This window comes from Citrobacter sp. Cb031, assembly GCF_030336725.1.
In the GTDB taxonomy this organism is placed as follows: Bacteria; Pseudomonadota; Gammaproteobacteria; order Enterobacterales; family Enterobacteriaceae; genus Citrobacter; species Citrobacter braakii.
Window position 1 is genome coordinate 1 of the sequence record NZ_JAOWDA010000031.1, and the last position, 21,223, is coordinate 21,223.

Consider the following 21,223-nt stretch of genomic DNA (forward strand, 5'->3'; position numbering starts at 1 on the left):
CGGATTTCCACACGGCACCGGCACCCGGCAAGGTGGGCGGATTCCCACACGGCACCGGCGCCCGGCAAGGTGGGCGGATTTCCACACAGCACCGGCGCCCGGCAAGGTGGGTGGATTCCCACACGGCACCGGCGCCCGGTAAGGTGGGCGGATTTCCACACGACAGCGGCGCCCGGCAAGATGGGCGGATTCCCATATCGACATGTATGTAGCTTGTGTTATCCGTGGATTGTGCAGCTCAGCGGGTCGCTGGTCGTATGGCGTAGTGTCCCCCGTAACCGGCCGCGTGCGGCCGCTAACTCGCAGTACGGCGCCGCGACCCGAAGGCGGGCCGCCGTTCCCGCGCGCAGGCGCGCGGCGCCCACTGCGCACCCCCGTGGGGGACATACGGCAGCTGTGTGGCGGTGAGCGGGATTAGGGCTTTGCAGGGAGGGGGCTGGGTCGGGCGATACGTTCAGCATTGCGGTTTCCGGCGATTTGCGGCCGGTGCCCGTTTAACTCCGGCGTGGTCGCCTTCCATGCCCTGACGGCATAAGAAAATAAAACCGCCATGCTGCGGTCATTCATGATTTTGTGGTGTAGCGATAAATAGTCATGCGAGAAACGTTGAAGCGCTTAGCAACTGCACCAACTGTCATTTCAGGATCAGCAAGTAAGATTCTAATTTGTTTAACATCTTCTTCAGAAAGTGACGGTTTTCTCCCTCCCACACGGCCCCTTGCGCGTGCAGCTGCAAGGCCTGAGCGCGTTCTTTCAATATTGCGGTTGCGTTCAAAGCTAGAGAATATCGCCATCAGATGAGTATAGATTTCCCCTATAACTGGCGCATTTGTGTCTATTCTGTCCTTGATGGCTATGAAAGTTATTCCGCGTTTCTTCAGGTCGTCGAGTAAAGTAATGACTTGACCCAATGAACCGCCGAGCCGATCTAGTGCCCAAACTACTAGGGTATCTCCCTCGCGCAATGCTTTCAGGCAGTTCTCCAGTTCCGGCGCACCTTTTTTGTCGCGCTTTGGGCCGCTACGTGAGGTCTGATCCTGATAGATTTGCTCACATCCAGCTTTTGTTAGTTCGTCAACCTGGTGCGCCACATCCTGAAGATGCGTAGATTTACGTGCATAGCCGATTTTCATTCTTTTCTCGCTAATTAGTTATGGGGTTATTGTTATGTTGATACAGTAACGAGTTTTGTTACATGAGGGGAGTCATTTTTCGGGAGAAGTCAGGACTTTTCAAGACTGTCACAAAAACCATCGTTTTTGATACATTAATTTAACCAATAGGTTGCAGATCAAATCGCCTGTAACAGCCTTTCTGGCTGTTTGTATATAATCATGAAAAAATGGTGAGTAGAGTTTCAGGGTAACAGGGGATGCTTATGTCGGTTTTCCACAACTGGCTACTTGAGATCGCATGTGAGAATTACTTCGTCTACATCAAACGCCTTTCCGCCAACGATACCGGCGCAACAGGTGGTCACCAGGTAGGGCTTTATATCCCTTCAGGTATCGTTGAAAAACTCTTTCCGTCTATCAACCATACCCGTGAACTGAACCCTTCGGTTTTTCTCACCGCACATGTGTCATCGCATGATTGCCCTGACAGCGAAGCCAGGGCAATTTATTATAACAGCCGTCATTTTGGTAAAACCCGGAATGAAAAAAGGATTACCCGCTGGGGTAGAGGCAGCCCACTTCAGGATCCTGAAAATACAGGGGCTCTGACGCTCCTGGCTTTCAAGCTTGATGAGCAAGGGGGGGACTGTAAGGAAGTAAATATTTGGGTATGCGCCAGCACTGATGAAGAGGACGTCATTGAGACCGCTATTGGTGAAGTTATACCCGGAGCGCTTATATCCGGCCCCGCAGGACAGATTCTAGGCGGACTATCTCTACAGCAAGCGCCAGTAAATCATAAATATATTCTACCTGAAGACTGGCACCTGCGCTTTCCGTCGGGAAGTGAAATTATTCAGTATGCAGCCAGCCATTATGTGAAAAATTCCCTTGATCCGGATGAGCAACTTCTTGACCGCCGGCGCGTGGAGTACGACATATTTCTATTGGTTGAGGAACTGCATGTTCTGGATATCATCCGGAAAGGATTTGGCTCTGTGGATGAATTTATTGCGCTGGCCAATTCTGTCAGCAATCGCCGTAAATCCAGAGCCGGGAAGTCGCTGGAACTGCACCTGGAGCATCTATTCATTGAGCACGGCCTGCGACACTTTGCGACGCAGGCCATCACAGAAGGTAATAAAAAACCCGATTTCCTTTTCCCTTCCGCAGGGGCTTACCACGATACTGAGTTTCCCGTAGAAAATCTGCGCATGCTGGCAGTCAAGACTACCTGTAAGGATCGCTGGCGTCAGATACTGAATGAGGCCGATAAAATTCATCAGGTGCATCTGTTTACACTCCAGGAGGGAGTTTCTCTGGCTCAATATCGGGAGATGCGGGAGTCGGGTGTCAGATTGGTCGTGCCATCATCTCTGCACAAAAAATACCCGGAGGCGGTGAGAGCTGAGCTAATGACGCTAGGTGCGTTTATTGCTGAGCTGACAGGGCTTTACGCAGATATTCCATAGATTATCTCCCGGCATAAATACCGGGAGGAGCGATCAGATTCGTTCAACCTTGCACGAATCGGCATTAACCGCTTTCAGGATATAAGGTTCAAGCAGTTTGGCTACGGCTTCAAACACGGGCACCACTACGGAGTTACCGAACTGCCTGTACGACTGAGTGTCTGACACAGGAATGCGAAAAGGCCTGCCATCTACTTTTTCAAAACCCATAAGGCGCGCGCACTCTCGCGGAGTCAGCCTGCGGGGCCGATGCGCCTGATTTTCTTCGTTCGCGAAGTCTGTTTCACCTGTGGCCATATCCCAGCCACGGTCTATCAGAATTTCAGACCCGTCTTTGTGATAGCGAGCAGAAAGCGTACGGGCAATGCTTTCTTTATTTTCAGGATTAACGAGGCCAAAACCGAATCCGTTACCCTTAGCTGCGTGCTTTTTGGCGTAGTTATAGAGATACTCCCAGAGTTTCGGCGTCAGTATATATTTGCTGTCAACCACGGGTTCCAGCAGTTCGCCAAATGACGGACGCTGTTCCGGATAAAAACGACTAATATCGCGCAGGGTAAAGCCCTGGTGAATGTTCAGATCACGGCGGAAACCGACCAAAACGATACGTTCTCGGTGCTGAGGTAAAAAGTGCTTTCCGTCGATAACTTTAGGATCGTTTTTGCCCATCTCAGCTGCATCCGCAACTTCATAGCCCAGTTCGTCGAGGGTATCCATGATGACTTTAAAGGTTTTACCCTTGTCATGGCTCTTCAGGTTTTTAACGTTTTCAAGAACAAAGATGGCAGGTTTTTTTGCGCGGATAATACGCGCCACATCGAAGAAAAGCGTTCCCTGAGCCTCACATTCGAAACCATGCGCGCGCCCGAGCGAGTTTTTCTTGCTTACGCCCGCAAGGCTAAACGGTTGACAGGGGAAACCTGCTAGAAGTACATCATGATCCGGCACATGCTCATTAATGTAAGCATAGGCATCGTTTTCAGGTACTTCAGGTTTATCACTGAGCGTGACTTCACGAATATCGAGATTGAAAGTGTGTTCCTGAGCATCGTTAAACCAGTTAGCTTTATATGTGCGCACAGCCTCTTTATTCCATTCACTGGTAAAAACGCACTGGCCACCGATGGTTTCGAAGCCCTTCCGTATACCTCCAATCCCAGCAAACAGGTCAATAAACCGGAAGGCATAGTCAGGGTGATGTGCAGGCGCTTCCGGAAGCATTTTTCGTAGAAGTTCCTCTTCGGCTAACGTCAGCGTCTTAGGTGAGCACTTACCATTAATCCAGCGATTAAGAGTCTCGCGACTCCACTCATTTTTACCAACTTTTCTAAGCAGTTCAGCCACGTACTTCTGGTCATAGATTTCCAGCACCTGCCCGAGCAGCTTTTTATCATTTTCCTGTCGCAGTTGTTCTTCCGCTTCTGCTTTCTCAAGCAGATCCTGCGCCAGTAATTCAAATTCAGACATATTGCCTCCATTGGGTCTTATGGGTGAAACTGTATCACTCATTTGACCCAGATTGAATGTTTTTATCTGGATATTTAAACAGGTTTATTGTTAGGTAACGCACGTTGGCCACGCTGGAGCGTCTTCTGGGCCTGCTGTCGGCCTTTGAGGTCGTGGTATGGATGACGGATGGCTGGCCGCTGTATGAACCCCGCCTGAAGGGAAAGCTGCACGTTATCAGCAAGCGTTACACTCAGCGCATTGAGCGACATAACCTGAATCTGAGACAACATCTGGCAAGGCTGGGACGGAAGTCACTGTCGTTCTCAAAATCGGTGGAGCTGCATGACAAGGTCATCGGGCATTATCTGAACATAAAACACTATCAGTAAGTTGGAGTCATTACCGGTTCTCTTTGTCTTTTAGTGATTCTATAAACCTCATTACGTCTGAATATAAAAATCTATTATTTGATTTATGTGGCTCATGAGGTTGTGGGATGGTCTTGTTTTTGAATGTGCCAGTTTTCTTAATGGCAAAGATTAACTCACCTTCTGTTATTCCTAACATTTCAGCAAATGTTTTTGCTTCTATAGTTACTGACTTCATTTAATTAACTCTCATGGTATCGATTTTCTTTACCGGCATCTTTAACAATGGTGCTCGTTTCTAGTGTTGCTGCGGTACGCTTCATCATCGTCTGCGGGGCGGTTGCGATAGTGAAGGAGCTGCCGGGCGTGAGCAAATCTATCAGGCGCTGGCCGCTGATAATCTCCATCCGTTCACTGGCAATACTGACAGATTTTGAACCTGCGCCGGTTTTCCCGGTATGGCAAAACAGACCGCGACAGTTATGACGTTTAAGCAACTTCTCGAACTCCTGTACGTGCTGTAAAGCAATATGGCCGCGATAGCGTTTAGCCTGAATAAGATAGCGATATTTTCCTATTATTACCTGGCCGTCAATGCCTCCATCGCCGGTATAGCGTTTGTTTCTGATGGTTCTGAAGCCATGCGCTTCAAATCCTTCCAGCAACAGTTCTTCAAACACAAAAGGATCAATTTTCCTCAGGTAGTTAATTTTTTGTGGGAAGCCCGGCAACGTCTTTATGCGCTCCAGCACCCGCCGCGCACTTTGCTGCTTCCTTTTGTGTCGCCTGTGCCGTACTGAACGCCGGAAGAATACAACGGCAAGCAGTGCGATGGCGCTGCAAGCCCATAGAATAAGGTTTTCTGTAGTGGGGAAGGGGATCATGGTCATAGTGGGCTTTCTGAGGGTAAAGAAAAGGGCGGTTAAACCGCCCTGGTGTTTAGCGACGGCTGTATACCTGCCACGAAGCGCTGCCTGACTGATTCTGGCAAATCCGCCCGTAAAGTACGGTGCCGGTCGAGTAGCGGGCGCCATTCAGATAGCAATAGCCGCTGGATTGCAGCAGTTCGTTGCGCAGCTTTTCTTCCTGCTTTGATAGCCGGGACTCCGCAGACTGCAAACGAACGGATAATTCGTTAATCTGGCGTTGCTGGTTATTCAGCTGGCTCTGCATCGCATTACCTTTATCCTGGCTGACGCAACCAGTTAAGAGAGCTGTACAGGCTAATGCACTTAATATTATTTTTTTCACGTTGGCTCCTTAAATTGAGATTATTCCTAGTTCGCCTATAAGCGAACTTTCCCGTATTTACTTATGATCTGGCTTATCATCGACTGGTTACTTCCACCTTCGCCATTATCCGGGCATTCATTAAGAAAAGCCTTCCTGGCATCCTTCGTGTGGTTGGGTAAAAAGCCGTGCTTGTTCTTTTTAACGATATTGAAGAAAGCAGCTTCAGCACTGTTACACTCGCTTCCGCCGCTATCGCCGGTGAGCTTGCCCGCCATGCACATAATAACTTTGCAGGGATCTTCAGCATGGCTGGCAGGAATATAAAGCAGACTACCAGCTGCTATCAGAGGTATTAAGAGTTTCTTCATTGTTTTGTCCTTAACAGTTTGTTCAGATATACACTCGCCAGAATGTTGATAACGGTAAGCAATATTAATAATAACGCTGCGTTATAAATAGATTTGTAACCTATATCGCCTGCAATATATTCGACAACAAAAACGAAAATCGTTAAAATTGTGTAAAACTTGATTAACTTTCCTGTAATTTTCTTAACAATATAAGCAACTGAATAAGAGCCGGATTTGATGATGCTGGCGAGTAACCTGATCGCATGGACACGAAATTTTCTAAAAATGGGCGGAATGGAAGATGCCTTTTTCTTCCTTCTGCTTTTTTGCCTTTCCGCAAAATCAATAAGTTCGCCCATTTTTATACCCTCCGGTTATATCTTCAGATCATCAAGTGATAAACCACTATCAAGCAGCTCTTTGAGCCATGTGGGTCGGCGGCCAGTCCCGGACCAGGTATTTTCTGCGTTCCTGGGGTCGCGGTATTTTGCTGGTCTATGTTCTCTGGGGTTGGCTACGCCCTGCATCTTCATGGCTTCCAGGCTAATGCCAGCGTCCAATTTTGCAGTTAGCCAGGCCGGGCGCTTCCCTATACCAGTCCACGTATTAAAAGGGTTATCCGGGTCACGATACACGGGTTCGCCTTTTGGTCGTTTTTCTGATTTCAGGGGAACCAGCATCACCTTCCTTCCTTCAGCGGTTTTCTTTTCGTTTCTTCTTGACACGATCTCATTAGCCCTTATCATAAACAAAAGTCGTCGAAATTACAATTACGCGGTGAAACATAAATGAGTAAACATCCAAAACTCCTGGTTCTCGCTCTGGCCTGCCTTGCTTGTGCTGGCCGTGCCAGTGCTGCGCCTGCCTCCGATGAAGTTGCCAGGCTTGCGCAGAGATGTGCGCCTGATGTTTCACCCTTAACGATGGCGTACATCGTCGGCCATGAGTCCTCAAATGGGCCGTACAGGATCAATATTAACGGTAGTATTCAGTTAAAACAGCAACCGCGTACTGAAGCTGAGGCCGTCAGCGTTGCGAAAGTTCTGCTGAAGGATAATAAAAGTTTTGATATGGGCCTTGCACAAATTAACTCAAATAATTTAGTGGGCCTGGGTCTTTCGGTTGACGATATTTTCAAACCCTGCATCAACCTGCGGGCGAGCCAGACCATCCTTAAAGCCTGTTATGATAGCGCCCTGAAATCCTACCCAGCCGGGCAGGTTGCGCTGAGACACGCGCTTTCCTGCTACAACACCGGCTCACTCACAAACGGGATTTCTAACGGGTATGTCACGAAAGTTATCAACGTGGCGCGTCAATCAACTGATTTGAAAATCCCTACGCTGCTACCTGACGGCCAGACCAGTGAGGACAGCACCGCGACTGAGCCTCAGCAGGCAAAAAGTACGGCGCCGCAGTATGACGGTGAACAAGATGTTTTTGGTTCGGGTGATGGCGATGCCTTCAGCCGAAATAATACGGATGCCTTTTTAACCAGACAGGAAACAGCGAAGGGGGAATGAGGTTATGGATGGAACGTTTGTACCTTGTATTGCAATCACAGATCCTGGAGCTATTTGAAGCAGGAAAAGTGAAGGAGGTAACGATAGAACGGGTTTCATTAAAGAAGTGGTATCCCGTTTTTCAGATAGACGATGAACAGCTGGGCCAGATCGCATGTTCCATTAGGGTTAACAAAGAGCATGAGCTACGAACCTGGGCTGATTTAAGGCTACTGGCAGAGTTTTTGAAAGATAAGTGTGGCGTTGAAGAATGCCGGTTAAATCTGCAATCAACAGAAGATAGTGAGTAAGGAGAAAGTATGACCACGTTGTTTAAGAAGTATGGCCCTGCGGTAGTTATGGGCGTTTTGTCCATTGCCCTGCCGCAAATTGCGCTGGCCGCTGGCACCGATACTGGTGAATCAACCGCTACATCAATCCAGACGTGGTTGAGCACATGGATTCCAATTGGTTGTGCTATTGCGATCATGGTTAGTTGCTTTATGTGGATGCTTCACGTAATCCCAGCCAGCTTTATTCCTCGTATCGTAATCTCGCTGATTGGTATTGGTTCTGCATCATTTCTGGTTTCCCTGACGGGCGTAGGAAGCTGAACAACGCGAAAAGGGGGGACTTTTGTCCCCCAAAGTGAGGACTACAAAGATGTTCGTTGACGGGAAAAGACCGCTTTTCAAAGGTGCGACTCGCTTACCTCGCGCGCTGGGTGTACCACGTAATGTAGCTATGATGATATTCATGATTTCTGCCTCGCTTTTTATGATTATTCATATGTGGGCGATTCTGGTGTTCGTCTTTTTGTGGATTCCTTCAGCTGCATTAACAAAATATGACGACCGCATGTTTCGAATTATGGGCCTGTGGTTGAAAACCAAATTCAGTAATTGGTTTGATTCTCCGTTTAAGCAGTGGGGAGGATCGTCTTATTCCTCTGTTGACTACAAACGTAAGGGTTTAAAATAATGAGAGCTGCCACCGCTACGAAGCCAAAAAAAATTGATGCCTACCGTAAGGAGCCATCAGTAAATAAAAAGTATTTGCCCTATTCTTATCACCTCAATGATTACGTGATTTCGATGGAAAACGGCGATCTGATGGCTTTTTTCAAGCTGGATGGCCGCACACATGACTGCGCATCAGATCGGGAACTGGTCACCTGGCATAAAGACCTTAATACGCTGGTCAAGAGCTTCGGAACAGACCATGTAGAGCTGTGGACGCATGAATATCACCATGAGGCTAAAGAGTACCCGGATGGTGAGTATGACCATTTTTTCCCTGCTTATGTTGATCAATATAACCGTAAGCTGCACGGTGATTCCAAGCAGCTGATTAATGACCTTTATCTGACCGTTATTTACAAACAGGTAGGGGATAAAACACAGAAGTTTCTGGCGAAATTTGAAAAGCCGACTCGTGACGAAATTCAGCAAATGCAGAATGAGGCGCTTGAAGGTCTGGAAGATATTTCTGAACAAATCCTGGAAGCAATGAAGCCGTATGGCATTCAGCAGTTGGGTATCTATTATCGTGACAAACGCGGTGTTGAAATTCCTGCGCCTGATAAAAAAGAACGTGAAGAACTTGCTGAAGTCGATGAATCAGACATTTTTGACGAAGCCATTGTTATCGAACGCAACGAGCCTGAACCTTCGCAGGCTCACGCTTATTCAAAAGCGCTGGAGTTCCTTTATTTCCTCGCAAATATGGAATGGGCCATCGTGCCTGTTTGCCGTGATCGTATCCGTGAGTACATCATGGACAACCGCCCTGTTAGCTCCCTGTGGGGGGATGTTGTCCAGATCAGAACGGTAGATCACAACTTCTATACCACCGGCATTGAATTTCGTGAATACGAAGAAGATACAGAGCCAGGCCAGCTTAACATGCTTAAAGAAGCCGATTTTGAATACCTTCTGACGCAGAGTTTTTCTTGCCTCTCTGAATCTTCAGCTAAAACGTTTCTGACGCATCAGGAAAAATCTTTGCAGGAAACGCGCGACCGTGCGCAAAGCCAGCTGGCACAGCTTGGTACTGCGCTCGATATGCTGACGTCCAGAGAGTTCGTGATGGGCTACCATCATGGAACCGTGCATGTCTGGGATAATGACCAAAACGCGGTACAGCGCAAAGCGCGTCGTGTGAAGGTTATGCTAACCGGCTGTGGCGTGGTTGGCGGGACTATCAGCCTGGCCTCTGAGGCTGCATATTATGCGAGACTGCCTGGCAACCAGAAATGGGCGCCGCGCCCGGTTCCGATAAACTCATGGAACTTCCTGCACTTCAGCCCGTTCCACAATTTTATGCGTGGCAAGCCTGACAATAACCCGTGGGGGCCAGCGCTGACCATGTTCCGCACGATCAGCGGTACGCCACTCTATTTTAATTTCCATGTGACCCCGCTTGAAGAACTTTCCTACGGTAAACGCCCGCTGGGCCATGCGTTAATAACGGGTATGTCGGGGGAAGGTAAAACCACGCTGCTTAACTTCCTGCTGGCGCAGTCAATGAAGTACAACCCGCGGCTTTTTGTTTATGACCGTGACCGCGGTATGGAGCCGTTCATTCGAAGCGTTGGTGGCTACTATAAAGTTCTGCAACAGGGTATGCCGTCCGGGTTTGCCCCGCTTCAGATTGAACCGACCAAACGCAATATTGCCCTCATTAAAAACCTGTTCCGCATTTGTGTGGAAACCACCAATAACGGGCCTATCAGCGCAACGATGGCTACCGAACTGGCTGAAGGCGTTGATGCGGTTATGGGGGAAGGCTCACTTATTCCACGCGAGGCGCGCACCGTTACTATCCTGGACGGGTACGTGAATGAAGTTGTGGAAAATGGCGTATCACTGAAAGGGCTGCTGCGCGAATGGACGCGCGAAGGCCAGTATGGCTGGCTGTTTGACAATGATAAAGACAGCCTGGATCTCAGCGCGAATGATATTTTTGGCTTCGATTTATCCGAGTTTATCGCAGCCAAAGAGGAAGTATCCAGCCCGGCCCGTACTCCGCTCATGATGTACCTTCTGTACCGGGTACGTGACTCCATCGACGGCAAACGCCGCGTCATTCAGTGCTTTGACGAGTTCCACGCCTACCTTGACGATCCGGTTATCGAGCGTGAAGTTAAGCGTGGTATCAAAACTGACCGTAAGAAAGACGCTATCTATGTGTTTGCCACGCAGGAGCCGAACGATGCGCTGTCCAGCCGTATTGGCCGCACGATCATGTCGCAGACCGTCACAAAAATCTGCCTGCGCGATCCGGAAGCTATCCGAGAGGATTATGCCTTCCTTACTGATGCTGAATACGACGCGCTGATGTCGATTACCGAACACTCCAGACAGTTCCTGGTTAAACAAGGGCAACAGTCTGCGATTGCTTCTTTCAATCTCTACCCTCGCAACAGCGACGATATTGATGCAGATATTAAGACAATGGACAACGTTCTTAGCGTGTTGTCCGGTGAACCACAAAACGCCGAAATTGCGCATGAGCTGGTTGAACGGCTCGGTAATGACCCTGAAGTATGGCTCAAAGAATACTGGCGCCTGACGGCTTAACAACGAGGCAAAACACCATGAAAAAAACACTGACGGCAGTATTGCTGACCACCGGCCTGATTCTGGGAGGCGCGCAAAGCGCTTCCGCAGGCATCATCGTGACCAACCCTACTGAGCTGGCTAAACAGGTCGAGCAGCTTCAGCAAATGGCGCAGCAGCTGGAGCAGCTTAAAAGCCAGCTGCAAACGCAGAAAAATATGTATGAGTCGATGGCAAAGACAACCAACCTGGGCGATCTGCTGGGGACGTCTACCAGCACGCTGGCAAATAATTTGCCGGACAACTGGAAGGAGATCTACAGCGACGCCATGAACTCCAGTTCTTCCGTCACGCCTTCAGTTAACAGCATGATGGGCCAGTTTAATGCGGAAGTTGACGACATGACGCCCAGCGAAGCAATTACCTACATGAACAAAAAGCTGGCTGAAAAAGGCGCTTATGACCGCGTTATGGCAGAAAAAGCCTACAACAACCAGATGCAGGAACTAACCGATATGCAGGAGCTGACGGAGCAGATTAAAACGACTCCAGACCTGAAATCGATTGCTGACTTACAGGCCCGTATCCAGACGTCACAGGGTGCTATTCAGGGTGAGCAGGCGAAGCTGAATCTGATGAACATGTTGCAGCAGTCACAGGACAAGCTATTACGTGCGCAGAAAGAACGTGCCACCCACAATTTTGTTTTTGGAACCGGCGGGGACGTTACCGCGTCACCTTCAATTAACTGAGGTAATTATGAAAAAACTACTGCTTGTTATCCCTTTCCTCCTGGTGGCCTGCGATGCCTCGCATGACGTGGAGTGGTACAAAAAACATGAGAAAGAGCGCAAGGCAACAATTCAGGAATGCAAGAAAGACGCGGATGAACTTCAGAAACCTGATTGCAAAAACGCGCGCGAAGCCGATCGTCAGCTGTTTGTGTTCGGCAAAAAAGACGGCGAAATCAATTCACCGAAAATTTAGGAGTAAGGAGGCAATATGGCATTCACCCTAGTCGCAGACATTTTCGCAAAAGTAGACGGGGCGATTACGTCAATGGTGAGCGCCAATGTTGCCACCATTATCTCTGATGTAACGCCTCTGATTGCCACCTGTCTGACAATCAAGCTGATGGTTCAGGGGATGTACTCAGCGTTTAATCCGGGGGCGGGCGACAGCCTGAGTTCGCTGATTAAAGAGTATCTTTCCATAGCCCTTATCCTGAGCTTTGCAACGGCGGGCGGCTGGTATCAACAGGAACTGGTCAACGTGGCGCTTCACCTGCCGGATGATTTTGCCGGGATACTGTCTGCCCCTAATAAAGTCGGTGCAAGTGGCGTACCGGCGATTATTGATAGCGGTATTGAAAAAGGTATCAAGATCGTCAACACCGCATGGGAAGCCGCAGACGTGTTTTCATCGAGCGGCCTGGCCGCGTATGCCATTGGCGGCATTATGATGATTGCTACCGTTGTGCTGGGCGGCCTCGGTGCGGGCTTTGTGATCATGGCTAAGATCCTTCTGGCCGTTACGCTTTGTTTTGGCCCGATTGCAATCTTCTGCCTGCTGTGGGGAGCGACAAAAAACATCTTTGCTCGCTGGCTGGCGTCGGTCATTAACTATGGCCTTGTCGTCGTCATTCTTGCGCTCGTGTTTGGTTTCATCATGCAGATGTTCGACAACCTCCTGTCCTCGATGAACTCTGATGCCGCTTACTCATCAATCACTGGTTCTATCTCCGCCTTATTACTGACGGTCATTTCCGTTTTCGTTCTGTTCCAGATTCCGCAAATTGCCGCCAGCTGGGGTAGCGGTATCAGCGCCGGAGTTGCTGACGCCGCACGCTCTACGGGTTCTTCCATGCAGGCGCTTGGCAATATGGGCAGCCACGGCATGTTTGGCGGTAATGCGTTCAGAGGCGGTAACAGTGGCGGCGGCCAGCAATCGGCAGGTGGAGGAAGTGGCAGCAACAGCGGAGGAAGCAGTGGTTCTAATTTAAGTGGTAAGGCAAGGGGCAGTCGCGGGAAGAAGGCTGCATAAAATTAAAACAAAAGTCGTTGAAATTGCAATTTCGGCGACTTATTATAATTAGTACGTTCAACAACCGATAATGGATGCCGTAATGCGCAGCTTATTGCTTATGGGAGTTCTTCTGATTAGCGCCTGTTCCAGCGGGCATAAACCGCCACCGGAGCCGGACTGGAGCAACACCGTTCCAGTAAACAAAACAATCCCGGTTGATACGCAAGGTGGTGCAAATGAAAGCTAATAAAAAAACAGGGCTTACACGTGAAGCCATTAAAGAGTTCAACGAAAGCCGTAAAGGGCTTGAAGTTGATCTGATGGATGAAGTGCTGAAGTCCCGGCGTACCGCCTGGATGGTTGCCACCGGTTCAGCGGTGGTAACTGTTTTTGCACTCTCTTTAGTTGGTTACGTGGTGCATAAGTACAGCCAGCCAATCCCCGCACATCTGCTAACGCTCAACGAGGCCACTCACGAAGTACAGCAGGTCAAGCTGACCCGCGACCAGACCTCTTATGGTGACGAAATTGATAAGTTCTGGCTGACACAATATGTCATTCACCGTGAGAGCTATGACTTCTATTCAGTTCAGGTCGACTATACGGCCGTTGGCTTAATGTCCACGCCGAACGTGGCAGAGTCTTACCAGAGCAAGTTCAAGGGCCGCAACGGTCTTGATAAGGTTCTGGGCGACAGTGAAACGACCCGCGTGAAGATTAACTCTGTGATCCTCGATAAACCGCACGGCGTAGCAACGATACGCTTTACTACGGTTCGCCGCGTGCGCAGCAATCCCGTTGATGATCAGCCGCAGCGCTGGATTGCCATTATGGGGTATGAATATAAATCGCTGGCGATGAATGCTGAGCAGCGTTATGTCAACCCGCTGGGTTTCCGCGTGACGAGTTATCGCGTCAACCCTGAAGTTAACTGAGGGCTGCCCCATGAAAAAACTACTTCTTTCAGCAGTCGTTTTGTCAGTCCTGGGAGGCGCGGCCACTAACGTTATGGCGCTTGAGGTTGGCCGCAATTCTCCTTATGACTATCGCATTAAAAGCGTTGTTTATAACCCTGTTAATGTGGTCAAAATTGACGCTATCGCCGGTGTGGCTACCCACATTGTTGTCGCGCCTGACGAAACCTATATCACTCATGCTTTTGGCGATTCTGAAAGCTGGACGTTTGCGCACAAAATGAACCATTTTTTTGTGAAGCCGAAACAGGCCATGAGTGATACCAACCTGGTGATCGTCACCGATAAGCGCACCTATAACATCGTCCTCCATTTCATCGGTGAAGAAACGAAGAAAAATGCAGACGGTACGGTATCAAAATCCTTTATTGAAACGCCGTGGGCTGTGCGCCAGGCCGTTCTTCAGCTGACCTATGAATATCCGTTTGAGCAGCAGGAAAAAGCCAAAAGCGCGGCTGATAAAAAACGCATTACGCAGAAGCTGAAGCAGACGGCTTTTGCGGGGGCGAAGAACTATCAGTACGTAATGAGCGAACAGCCTGAAATGCGCAGCATCCAGCCGGTTCACGTCTGGGATAACTACCGCTTTACCCGGTTTGAGTTTCCGGCCAATGCGGAGTTACCGCAGGTCTACATGATCTCGGCCAGTGGCAAAGAAACGCTGCCTAACTCTCATGTTGTGGGTGAGAACCGCAACATCATCGAGGTGGAAACCGTCGCTAAAGAGTGGCGTATTCGTCTGGGCGATAAAGTCGTTGGCGTTCGTAATAATAATTTCGCGCCGGGCGCCGGTGCGGTAGCAACCGGTACGGCTTCCCCGGATGTGCGCAGGGTTCAAATTGGGGAGGATAACTGATGGCCCGTAAAAGTGTCGATGTAGATCAGGAACTCGATGAAAACACCGGAGACGGTGAATTTGAAAGCGAGCGTGGCGGATTTAAAGGCAGTAACCGCCGTTCGGCTCCTGGTATGAAAGCCTTTGTCATACTGATGGCGCTGCTTGCTTTGGTATTCATCGGGATTACGGTCATGGGTAAAATTCGCACCCCGGCTAAAGCTGAAGCTGATAAAGACGGTGGTAAAGCGCAACAGGCCAATACACTGCCAAACTACAGCTTTAACAGCGATCCTGATGTTAATAAACCTGCAACTGCGCAGAATAGCGCCACTGATGCCCGTGCTGTGCAGGCTGCCGCACAGGCAGATGCAGATGCGGGCAGCAGCAATACCGCCGCGCGTACCTCTAATAAGCGTAAAGAACCTTCGCCTGAAGAACTGGCTATGCAGCGTCGTCTGGGCGGCGAGCTGGCCCAGACTAATCAGGCGGCTACAAGCAATAGTCCCGGAGTGCAGCCCCAGGACAACGAAACAAGCGAAGGTAGTTCAGCACTCGCTAAAAACCTGACTCCTGCAAGGCTGAAGGCTAGCCGCGCTGGAGTCATGGCTAATCCCAGCCTGACTGTTCCGAAAGGCAAAATGATCCCCTGTGGTACCGGCACCGAGCTGGATACCACTGTTCCGGGTCAGGTTTCCTGCCGGGTTTCACAGGACGTTTACTCAGCTGATGGACTCGTTAGGCTGATTGATAAAGGCTCATGGGTTGACGGGCAGATTACCGGTGGTATCAAAGACGGCCAGGCGCGCGTGTTTGTTCTCTGGGAGCGTATCCGCAATGACCAGGACGGGACAATCGTTAATATTGACAGTGCCGGAACGAACTCACTCGGCAGCGCGGGGATTCCGGGCCAGGTGGATACCCATATGTGGGAGCGTCTGCGTGGTGCGATCATGATTTCGTTGTTCTCTGACACCTTAACGGCGCTGGTTAACCAGACGCAGAGTAATAACATTCAGTACAACAGCACAGAAAACAGCGGTGAGCAGCTGGCGTCTGAAGCACTTCGCTCTTACATGTCTATCCCCCCTACCCTCTACGATCAGCAGGGTGATGCGGTGAGCATTTTTGTTGCCCGCGACCTCGATTTCAGCGGCGTTTATACGCTCGCAGACAACTAAAAAAGTGGGCGCTTAGCGCCCGCTTTTCTTCAGGAGTAATCATGACTGATGCAGCTTTCTATCAACTTGGCCCACTGCGCGAGTATTTAGAAGATCCTACTGTTTTTGAAATTCGCATTAACTGCTTTCAGGAAGTTATCTGTGATACGTTCAGCGGCCGCAGGGTTGTGCAGAACGCGGCAATTACGGCAGATTTTATTAGGAACCTTGCTAAATCGTTGGTGAGCAGCAACAAGCTGACCATGCAGGCCATTAATGACGTGATCCTGCCTGGCGGGATCAGGGGCGTTATCTGTCTGCCCCCTGCGGTGATTGACGGTACAACGGCCGTAGCGTTTCGTAAGGATTTGGCGGCCGATAAAAATCTGGAGCAGCTGACCAGCGAGGGGATTTTCAGTGACTGCCGGAAGATTACCGGCAGCAAGCAAAGCCTAACGGATGATGATTTTTTCCTTAAAGAGCTGCACAGCAGCGAAAAATGGCCCGCATTCCTGCAAACCGCCGTTGAGAAGAAACGCACTATCGTGATCTGCGGTGAAACCGGGTCGGGGAAAACGGTACTCACGCGCGCGCTGTTAAAATCGCTACATAAAGACGAGCGTGTAATTATTTTAGAGGACGTTCACGAAGTCACGGTCGATCACGTTGTAGAAGCCGTTTATATGATGTACGGCGATGCAGGAAAGATCGGCCGCGTCAGCGCCACTGATGCCCTGCGAGCCTGTATGCGTCTGACACCGGGCCGTATCATCATGACTGAGCTTAGGGATGATGCTGCGTGGGATTATCTTAAAGCACTTAATACCGGCCATCCAGGCGGTGTTATGTCAACGCACGCTAACTCTGCGCGCGATGCCTTTAACCGTATTGGGCTGCTTATCAAGGCGACCCCTATCGGCCGTATGCTCGATATGAGCGATATTATGCGAATGCTCTACTCCACCATTGACGTTGTGGTGCATATGGAAAAGCGGAAAATCAAAGAAATTTATTTTGACCCTGAATATAAAATGCAGTGTGTGAACGGGAGCCTGTAATGAAAAACTTAGCAACCTGGCTTCTGGCCGCAGCATTTACGACAGCCGCCCTGCCCGCCTTTGCGGTGGAACCATCCGTTCAGGTTGGCTACTCGCCTGAAGGAAGCGCCCGCGTTCTCGTCCTGAGCGCCATTGACTCCGCAAAAACCTCGATACGGATGATGGCTTATTCTTTTACCGCCCCGGATATTATGAAGGCGCTGGTAGCAGCCAAAAAACGGGGAGTTGATGTGAAAATCGTAATTGATGAAAGGGGCAATACGGGGCGCGCCAGCATTGCGGCCATGAACTACATAGCGAACAGCGGCATCCCTTTGCGTACTGACAGTGATTTCCCTATCCAGCATGACAAGGTGATCATCGTGGATAATGTGACCGTTGAAACTGGCAGCTTTAATTTCACCAAAGCGGCCGAAACGAAAAACTCGGAGAATGCGGTGGTGATCTGGAACATGCCTAAGCTCGCTGAATCATTCCTCGAACACTGGCAAGACCGCTGGAATCGGGGGAGAGACTACCGTTCCAGCTACTGAATACTGACCGCCGAAAGGCGGTTTTTTTTGTTCAAAGAAACTGATCTCAGTATCGCGCACGGGGCAGCTGGCCAACGTCGCCGGCATCGCGCCGGCAAAAATCGAAAAACAGAAATATCAGCAAGATAGCTTAAACAGGTGTCGGGAAATTTCGTTGAGATATTTTGAAGGAATCACAGTGTAAGCAGGCGGCCTATTTCAAAAAAGGCGGCTGTACGGTAGTCACTGACTCTCTCGCAGATCTTCCCGCTCATGTACCAGTAATACCCGTCAGTGCTGACAATATCGAGCAAATACCGCATATCATAAACCGTATCGGGTATTACCTCACCCTCACCGGCCAGAACGCCGCTGGCAATAGAATGGTTCCCTCCTCGTACAAAGCCTATCCGCCAGGGCAACCACAAAGTAACGCGGTGGTTAATATCCTGTACCCACGGATTGCCCTTAGCGCTGCCTATATCGGCTAAAGCACTCCGGTAGCTTGATTCATCCCACGGCCACGGCAGGATCTTGGCCGTCGCAAGCGCCAGGGGAAAATCTTCAGCTGCAAGCCTGAGTGATTTCATGTGCGTGTAATCCATCGCCCAGATGATTTTTGTGAAGAAGAACTCGCGCTCGTTCATGTCCGGGCGCGCGTCCTGGCCCTCCGTGCCAACGGCCAGCAAGGGGTCGTCTCAGAATTCGGAAAATAAAGCACGCTAGCGGTTGATCTGTCAGGTTGAAGCCTGAGAGGCCGAGCGCAGATCGTCAGAAAAGGCGAAAAACGATCCTAATCTGACGCAACATAGGTGGGGTGCCTGACGCCCGGTTGAGGCGTACTTCAACTGGACACCATTCCAGAAAGACCAAGCATGGCATGGCCTGCCGCTGTCTTACCGTGCTTTATTTCCCGTTTTCTCTATCGACCCCTTTCGGTCTACCGCCTGCCGGGCGGGGTCGCGGCGACGGTAGGCGCTGTGCAGCCGCTGATGGTCGTGTTCATCTCTGCCGCTCTGCTAGGTAGCCCGATACGATTGATGGCGGTCCTGGGGGCTATTTGCGGAACTGCGGGCGTGGCGCTGTTGGTGTTGACACCAAACGCAGCGCTAGATCCTGTCGGCGTCGCAGCGGGCCTGGCGGGGGCGGTTTCCATGGCGTTCGGAACCGTGCTGACCCGCAAGTGGCAACCTCCCGTGCCTCTGCTCACCTTTACCGCCTGGCAACTGGCGGCCGGAGGACTTCTGCTCGTTCCAGTAGCTTTAGTGTTTGATCCGCCAATCCCGATGCCTACAGGAACCAATGTTCTCGGCCTGGCGTGGCTCGGCCTGATCGGAGCGGGTTTAACCTACTTCCTTTGGTTCCGGGGGATCTCGCGACTCGAACCTACAGTTGTTTCCTTACTGGGCTTTCTCAGCCCGGGGACCGCCGTGTTGCTAGGATGGTTGTTCTTGGATCAGACGCTGAGTGCGCTTCAAATCATCGGCGTCCTGCTCGTGATCGGGAGTATCTGGCTGGGCCAACGTTCCAACCGCACTCCTAGGGCGCGTATAGCTTGCCGGAAGTCGCCTTGACCCGCATGGCATAGGCCTATCGTTTCCACGATCAGCGATCGGCTCGTTGCCCTGCGCCGCTCCAAAGCCCGCGACGCAGCGCCGGCAGGCAGAGCAAGTAGAGGGCAGCGCCTGCAATCCATGCCCACCCGTTCCACGTTGTTATAGAAGCCGCATAGATCGCCGTGAAGAGGAGGGGTCCGACGATCGAGGTCAGGCTGGTGAGCGCCGCCAGTGAGCCTTGCAGCTGCCCCTGACGTTCCTCATCCACCTGCCTGGACAACATTGCTTGCAGCGCCGGCATTCCGATGCCACCCGAAGCAAGCAGGACCATGATCGGGAACGCCATCCATCCCCGTGTCGCGAAGGCAAGCAGGATGTAGCCTGTGCCGTCGGCAATCATTCCGAGCATGAGTGCCCGCCTTTCGCCGAGCCGGGCGGCTACAGGGGCGGTGATCATTGCCTGGGCGAGTGAATGCAGAATGCCAAATGCGGCAAGCGAAATGCCGATCGTGGTCGCGTCCCAGTGAAAGCGATCCTCGCCGAAAATGACCCAAAGCGCGGCCGGCACCTGTCCGACAAGTTGCATGATGAAGAAGACCGCCATCAGGGCGGCGACGACGGTCATGCCCCGGGCCCACCGGAACGAAGCGAGCGGGTTGAGAGCCTCCCGGCGTAACGGCCGGCGTTCGCCTTTGTGCGACTCCGGCAAAAGGAAACAGCCCGTCAGGAAATTGAGGCCGTTCAAGGCTGCCGCGGCGAAGAACGGAGCGTGGGGGGAGAAACCGCCCATCAGCCCACCGAGCACAGGTCCCGCGACCATCCCGAACCCGAAACAGGCGCTCATGAAGCCGAAGTGCCGCGCGCGCTCATCGCCATCAGTGATATCGGCAATATAAGCGCCGGCTACCGCCCCAGTCGCCCCGGTGATGCCGGCCACGATCCGCCCGATATAGAGAACCCAAAGGAAAGGCACTGTCGCCATGATGGCGTAGTCGACAGTGGCGCCGGCCAGCGAGACGAGCAAGATTGGCCGCCGCCCGAAACGATCCGACAGCGCGCCCAGCACAGGTGCGCAGGCAAATTGCACCAACGCATACAGCGCCAGCAGAATGCCATAGTGGGCGGTGACGTCGTTCGAGTGAACCAGATCGCGCAGGAGGCCCGGCAGCACCGGCATAATCAGGCCGATGCCGACAGCGTCGAGCGCGACAGTGCTCAGAATTACGATCAGGGGTCTGTTGGGTTTCACGTCTGGCCTCCGGACCAGCCTCCGCTGGTCCGATTGAACGCGCGGATTCTTTATCACTGATAAGTTGGTGGACATATTATGTTTATCAGTGATAAAGTGTCAAGCATGACAAAGTTGCAGCCGAATACAGTGATCCGTGCCGCCCTGGACCTGTTGAACGAGGTCGGCGTAGACGGTCTGACGACACGCAAACTGGCGGAACGGTTGGGGGTTCAGCAGCCGGCGCTTTACTGGCACTTCAGGAACAAGCGGGCGCTGCTCGACGCACTGGCCGAAGCCATGCTGGCGGAGAATCATACGCATTCGGTGCCGAGAGCCGACGACGACTGGCGCTCATTTCTGATCGGGAATGCCCGCAGCTTCAGGCAGGCGCTGCTCGCCTACCGCGATGGCGCGCGCATCCATGCCGGCACGCGACCGGGCGCACCGCAGATGGAAACGGCCGACGCGCAGCTTCGCTTCCTCTGCGAGGCGGGTTTTTCGGCCGGGGACGCCGTCAATGCGCTGATGACAATCAGCTACTTCACTGTTGGGGCCGTGCTTGAGGAGCAGGCCGGCGACAGCGATGCCGGCGAGCGCGGCGGCACCGTTGAACAGGCTCCGCTCTCGCCGCTGTTGCGGGCCGCGATAGACGCCTTCGACGAAGCCGGTCCGGACGCAGCGTTCGAGCAGGGACTCGCGGTGATTGTCGATGGATTGGCGAAAAGGAGGCTCGTTGTCAGGAACGTTGAAGGACCGAGAAAGGGTGACGATTGATCAGGACCGCTGCCGGAGCGCAACCCACTCACTACAGCAGAGCCATGTA

Annotated in this window: 26 protein-coding genes and 2 pseudogenes; 18 read left to right on the forward strand and 10 right to left on the reverse strand. The window is 51.4% G+C overall.

Annotation, left to right across the window (positions count from 1 at the left end):
- Positions 1-563 precede the first annotated feature (563 nt).
- Positions 564-1,133, reverse strand: a complete 570-nt coding sequence (locus OGV93_RS12960; RefSeq protein ID WP_001749988.1) for a recombinase family protein — start codon at positions 1,131-1,133, stop codon at positions 564-566.
- Positions 1,134-1,378: 245 nt separating this feature from the next.
- Between OGV93_RS12960 and OGV93_RS12965 the strand changes: the two genes are divergently transcribed.
- Positions 1,379-2,587 (forward strand): type II restriction endonuclease, encoded by a 1,209-nt coding sequence (locus tag OGV93_RS12965; protein WP_001749969.1) that lies wholly within the window; start codon positions 1,379-1,381, stop codon positions 2,585-2,587.
- A 33-nt stretch (positions 2,588-2,620) separates the two neighbouring features.
- Here the strand turns inward: OGV93_RS12965 and OGV93_RS12970 are convergent, their stop codons facing one another.
- The gene (locus tag OGV93_RS12970) at positions 2,621-4,054 is read right to left on the reverse strand and encodes a DNA cytosine methyltransferase (protein WP_001288432.1); all 1,434 of its coding nucleotides are present in this window, start codon (positions 4,052-4,054) and stop codon (positions 2,621-2,623) included.
- Between the two features lie 98 nt (positions 4,055-4,152).
- Between OGV93_RS12970 and OGV93_RS12975 the strand changes: the two are divergent.
- A pseudogene (locus OGV93_RS12975) lies at positions 4,153-4,425 on the forward strand (IS1 family transposase); the annotation flags it as partial.
- A 10-nt stretch (positions 4,426-4,435) separates the two neighbouring features.
- Here OGV93_RS12975 and OGV93_RS12980 read toward each other — a convergent pair.
- The 6 genes from OGV93_RS12980 to OGV93_RS13005 are packed head-to-tail and all read right to left on the reverse strand — an operon-like array spanning position 4,436 to position 6,667.
- Positions 4,436-4,642 (reverse strand): hypothetical protein, encoded by a 207-nt coding sequence (locus OGV93_RS12980; protein WP_001749967.1) that lies wholly within the window; start codon positions 4,640-4,642, stop codon positions 4,436-4,438.
- A 4-nt stretch (positions 4,643-4,646) separates the two neighbouring features.
- Positions 4,647-5,294, reverse strand: coding sequence for a restriction endonuclease (locus OGV93_RS12985; RefSeq protein ID WP_015344958.1), 648 nt, complete (start codon positions 5,292-5,294; stop codon positions 4,647-4,649).
- 49 nt (positions 5,295-5,343) lie between these two features.
- On the reverse strand, positions 5,344-5,655 hold the full coding sequence (locus OGV93_RS12990) for a hypothetical protein (RefSeq protein ID WP_001452736.1): 312 nt from the start codon (positions 5,653-5,655) through the stop codon (positions 5,344-5,346).
- Positions 5,656-5,690: 35 nt separating this feature from the next.
- Positions 5,691-6,005: a TrbM/KikA/MpfK family conjugal transfer protein gene (locus OGV93_RS12995; RefSeq protein ID WP_001749965.1), complete on the reverse strand. Its 315-nt coding sequence runs from the start codon at positions 6,003-6,005 to the stop codon at positions 5,691-5,693.
- Positions 6,002-6,346, reverse strand: coding sequence for a hypothetical protein (locus OGV93_RS13000; RefSeq protein ID WP_001749964.1), 345 nt, complete (start codon positions 6,344-6,346; stop codon positions 6,002-6,004). Before OGV93_RS13000 ends, OGV93_RS12995 begins: the two co-directional genes overlap by 4 nt.
- A 15-nt stretch (positions 6,347-6,361) precedes the next feature.
- Entirely contained in the window at positions 6,362-6,667 is a 306-nt protein-coding gene (locus tag OGV93_RS13005; RefSeq protein ID WP_000960954.1) for an H-NS family nucleoid-associated regulatory protein, read from the reverse strand.
- A gap of 108 nt (positions 6,668-6,775) precedes the next feature.
- On the opposite strand from OGV93_RS13005, the gene OGV93_RS13010 reads away from it, so the two are divergent.
- The 14 genes from OGV93_RS13010 (at position 6,776) to OGV93_RS13070 (ending at position 17,634) form a co-directional block, all read left to right on the forward strand.
- Positions 6,776-7,510, forward strand: a complete 735-nt coding sequence (locus tag OGV93_RS13010; protein ID WP_001749963.1) for a lytic transglycosylase domain-containing protein — start codon at positions 6,776-6,778, stop codon at positions 7,508-7,510.
- Between the two features lie 8 nt (positions 7,511-7,518).
- Positions 7,519-7,800, forward strand: a complete 282-nt coding sequence (gene korA, locus OGV93_RS13015) for a transcriptional repressor KorA (protein WP_000440698.1) — start codon at positions 7,519-7,521, stop codon at positions 7,798-7,800.
- 9 nt (positions 7,801-7,809) lie between these two features.
- A complete protein-coding gene (locus OGV93_RS13020) occupies positions 7,810-8,103 on the forward strand; it encodes a hypothetical protein (RefSeq protein WP_001749962.1) in 294 nt (97 codons plus the stop codon).
- Between the two features lie 49 nt (positions 8,104-8,152).
- Complete coding sequence (locus OGV93_RS13025) at positions 8,153-8,470, forward strand: VirB3 family type IV secretion system protein (protein WP_000496058.1); 318 nt, start codon at positions 8,153-8,155, stop codon at positions 8,468-8,470.
- A complete protein-coding gene (locus tag OGV93_RS13030) occupies positions 8,470-11,070 on the forward strand; it encodes a VirB4 family type IV secretion/conjugal transfer ATPase (protein WP_001749961.1) in 2,601 nt (866 codons plus the stop codon). The genes OGV93_RS13025 and OGV93_RS13030 overlap by 1 nt, the downstream gene beginning before the upstream one ends.
- Positions 11,071-11,087: 17 nt before the next feature.
- Positions 11,088-11,801 (forward strand): TrbJ/VirB5 family protein, encoded by a 714-nt coding sequence (locus OGV93_RS13035; protein WP_001749960.1) that lies wholly within the window; start codon positions 11,088-11,090, stop codon positions 11,799-11,801.
- Positions 11,802-11,808: 7 nt separating this feature from the next.
- On the forward strand, positions 11,809-12,036 hold the full coding sequence (gene eexN, locus OGV93_RS13040) for an IncN-type entry exclusion lipoprotein EexN (RefSeq protein WP_001749959.1): 228 nt from the start codon (positions 11,809-11,811) through the stop codon (positions 12,034-12,036).
- Between the two features lie 15 nt (positions 12,037-12,051).
- Entirely contained in the window at positions 12,052-13,092 is a 1,041-nt protein-coding gene (locus OGV93_RS13045) for a TrbL/VirB6 family protein (RefSeq protein WP_001749958.1), read from the forward strand.
- 100 nt (positions 13,093-13,192) lie between these two features.
- A complete protein-coding gene (locus OGV93_RS23835) occupies positions 13,193-13,321 on the forward strand; it encodes a conjugal transfer protein TraN (protein WP_071882546.1) in 129 nt (42 codons plus the stop codon).
- Entirely contained in the window at positions 13,311-14,009 is a 699-nt protein-coding gene (locus tag OGV93_RS13050) for a VirB8 family type IV secretion system protein (protein ID WP_000646594.1), read from the forward strand. The genes OGV93_RS23835 and OGV93_RS13050 overlap by 11 nt, the downstream gene beginning before the upstream one ends.
- Before the next feature lie 10 nt (positions 14,010-14,019).
- Positions 14,020-14,904, forward strand: coding sequence for a TrbG/VirB9 family P-type conjugative transfer protein (locus OGV93_RS13055; RefSeq protein WP_000735066.1), 885 nt, complete (start codon positions 14,020-14,022; stop codon positions 14,902-14,904).
- On the forward strand, positions 14,904-16,064 hold the full coding sequence (virB10, locus tag OGV93_RS13060; RefSeq protein ID WP_000101710.1) for a type IV secretion system protein VirB10: 1,161 nt from the start codon (positions 14,904-14,906) through the stop codon (positions 16,062-16,064). The genes OGV93_RS13055 and virB10 overlap by 1 nt, the downstream gene beginning before the upstream one ends.
- Before the next feature lie 41 nt (positions 16,065-16,105).
- A complete protein-coding gene (locus OGV93_RS13065) occupies positions 16,106-17,101 on the forward strand; it encodes an ATPase, T2SS/T4P/T4SS family (protein ID WP_000128596.1) in 996 nt (331 codons plus the stop codon).
- Positions 17,101-17,634 carry a phospholipase D family nuclease gene (locus OGV93_RS13070; protein ID WP_000792636.1) on the forward strand — a complete coding sequence of 178 codons (534 nt, stop codon included), beginning with the start codon at positions 17,101-17,103 and terminating at the stop codon, positions 17,632-17,634. Before OGV93_RS13065 ends, OGV93_RS13070 begins: the two co-directional genes overlap by 1 nt.
- Before the next feature lie 173 nt (positions 17,635-17,807).
- On the opposite strand, the gene OGV93_RS23840 is transcribed toward OGV93_RS13070, so the two are convergent.
- Entirely contained in the window at positions 17,808-18,260 is a 453-nt protein-coding gene (locus tag OGV93_RS23840; RefSeq protein WP_001749956.1) for a DUF6710 family protein, read from the reverse strand.
- Positions 18,261-18,545: 285 nt separating this feature from the next.
- Here OGV93_RS23840 and OGV93_RS13080 point away from each other — a divergent pair.
- Positions 18,546-19,187: pseudogene (locus OGV93_RS13080) on the forward strand (DMT family transporter); the annotation flags it as partial.
- A 31-nt stretch (positions 19,188-19,218) separates the two neighbouring features.
- Here the strand turns inward: OGV93_RS13080 and tet(A) are convergent.
- Positions 19,219-20,418, reverse strand: coding sequence for a tetracycline efflux MFS transporter Tet(A) (tet(A), locus tag OGV93_RS13085; RefSeq protein WP_012579085.1), 1,200 nt, complete (start codon positions 20,416-20,418; stop codon positions 19,219-19,221).
- 105 nt (positions 20,419-20,523) lie between these two features.
- Here tet(A) and tetR(A) point away from each other — a divergent pair, with 105 nt between their 5' ends.
- The gene (tetR(A), locus tag OGV93_RS13090; RefSeq protein WP_000164043.1) at positions 20,524-21,174 is read left to right on the forward strand and encodes a tetracycline resistance transcriptional repressor TetR(A); all 651 of its coding nucleotides are present in this window, start codon (positions 20,524-20,526) and stop codon (positions 21,172-21,174) included.
- Positions 21,175-21,223 lie beyond the last annotated feature (49 nt).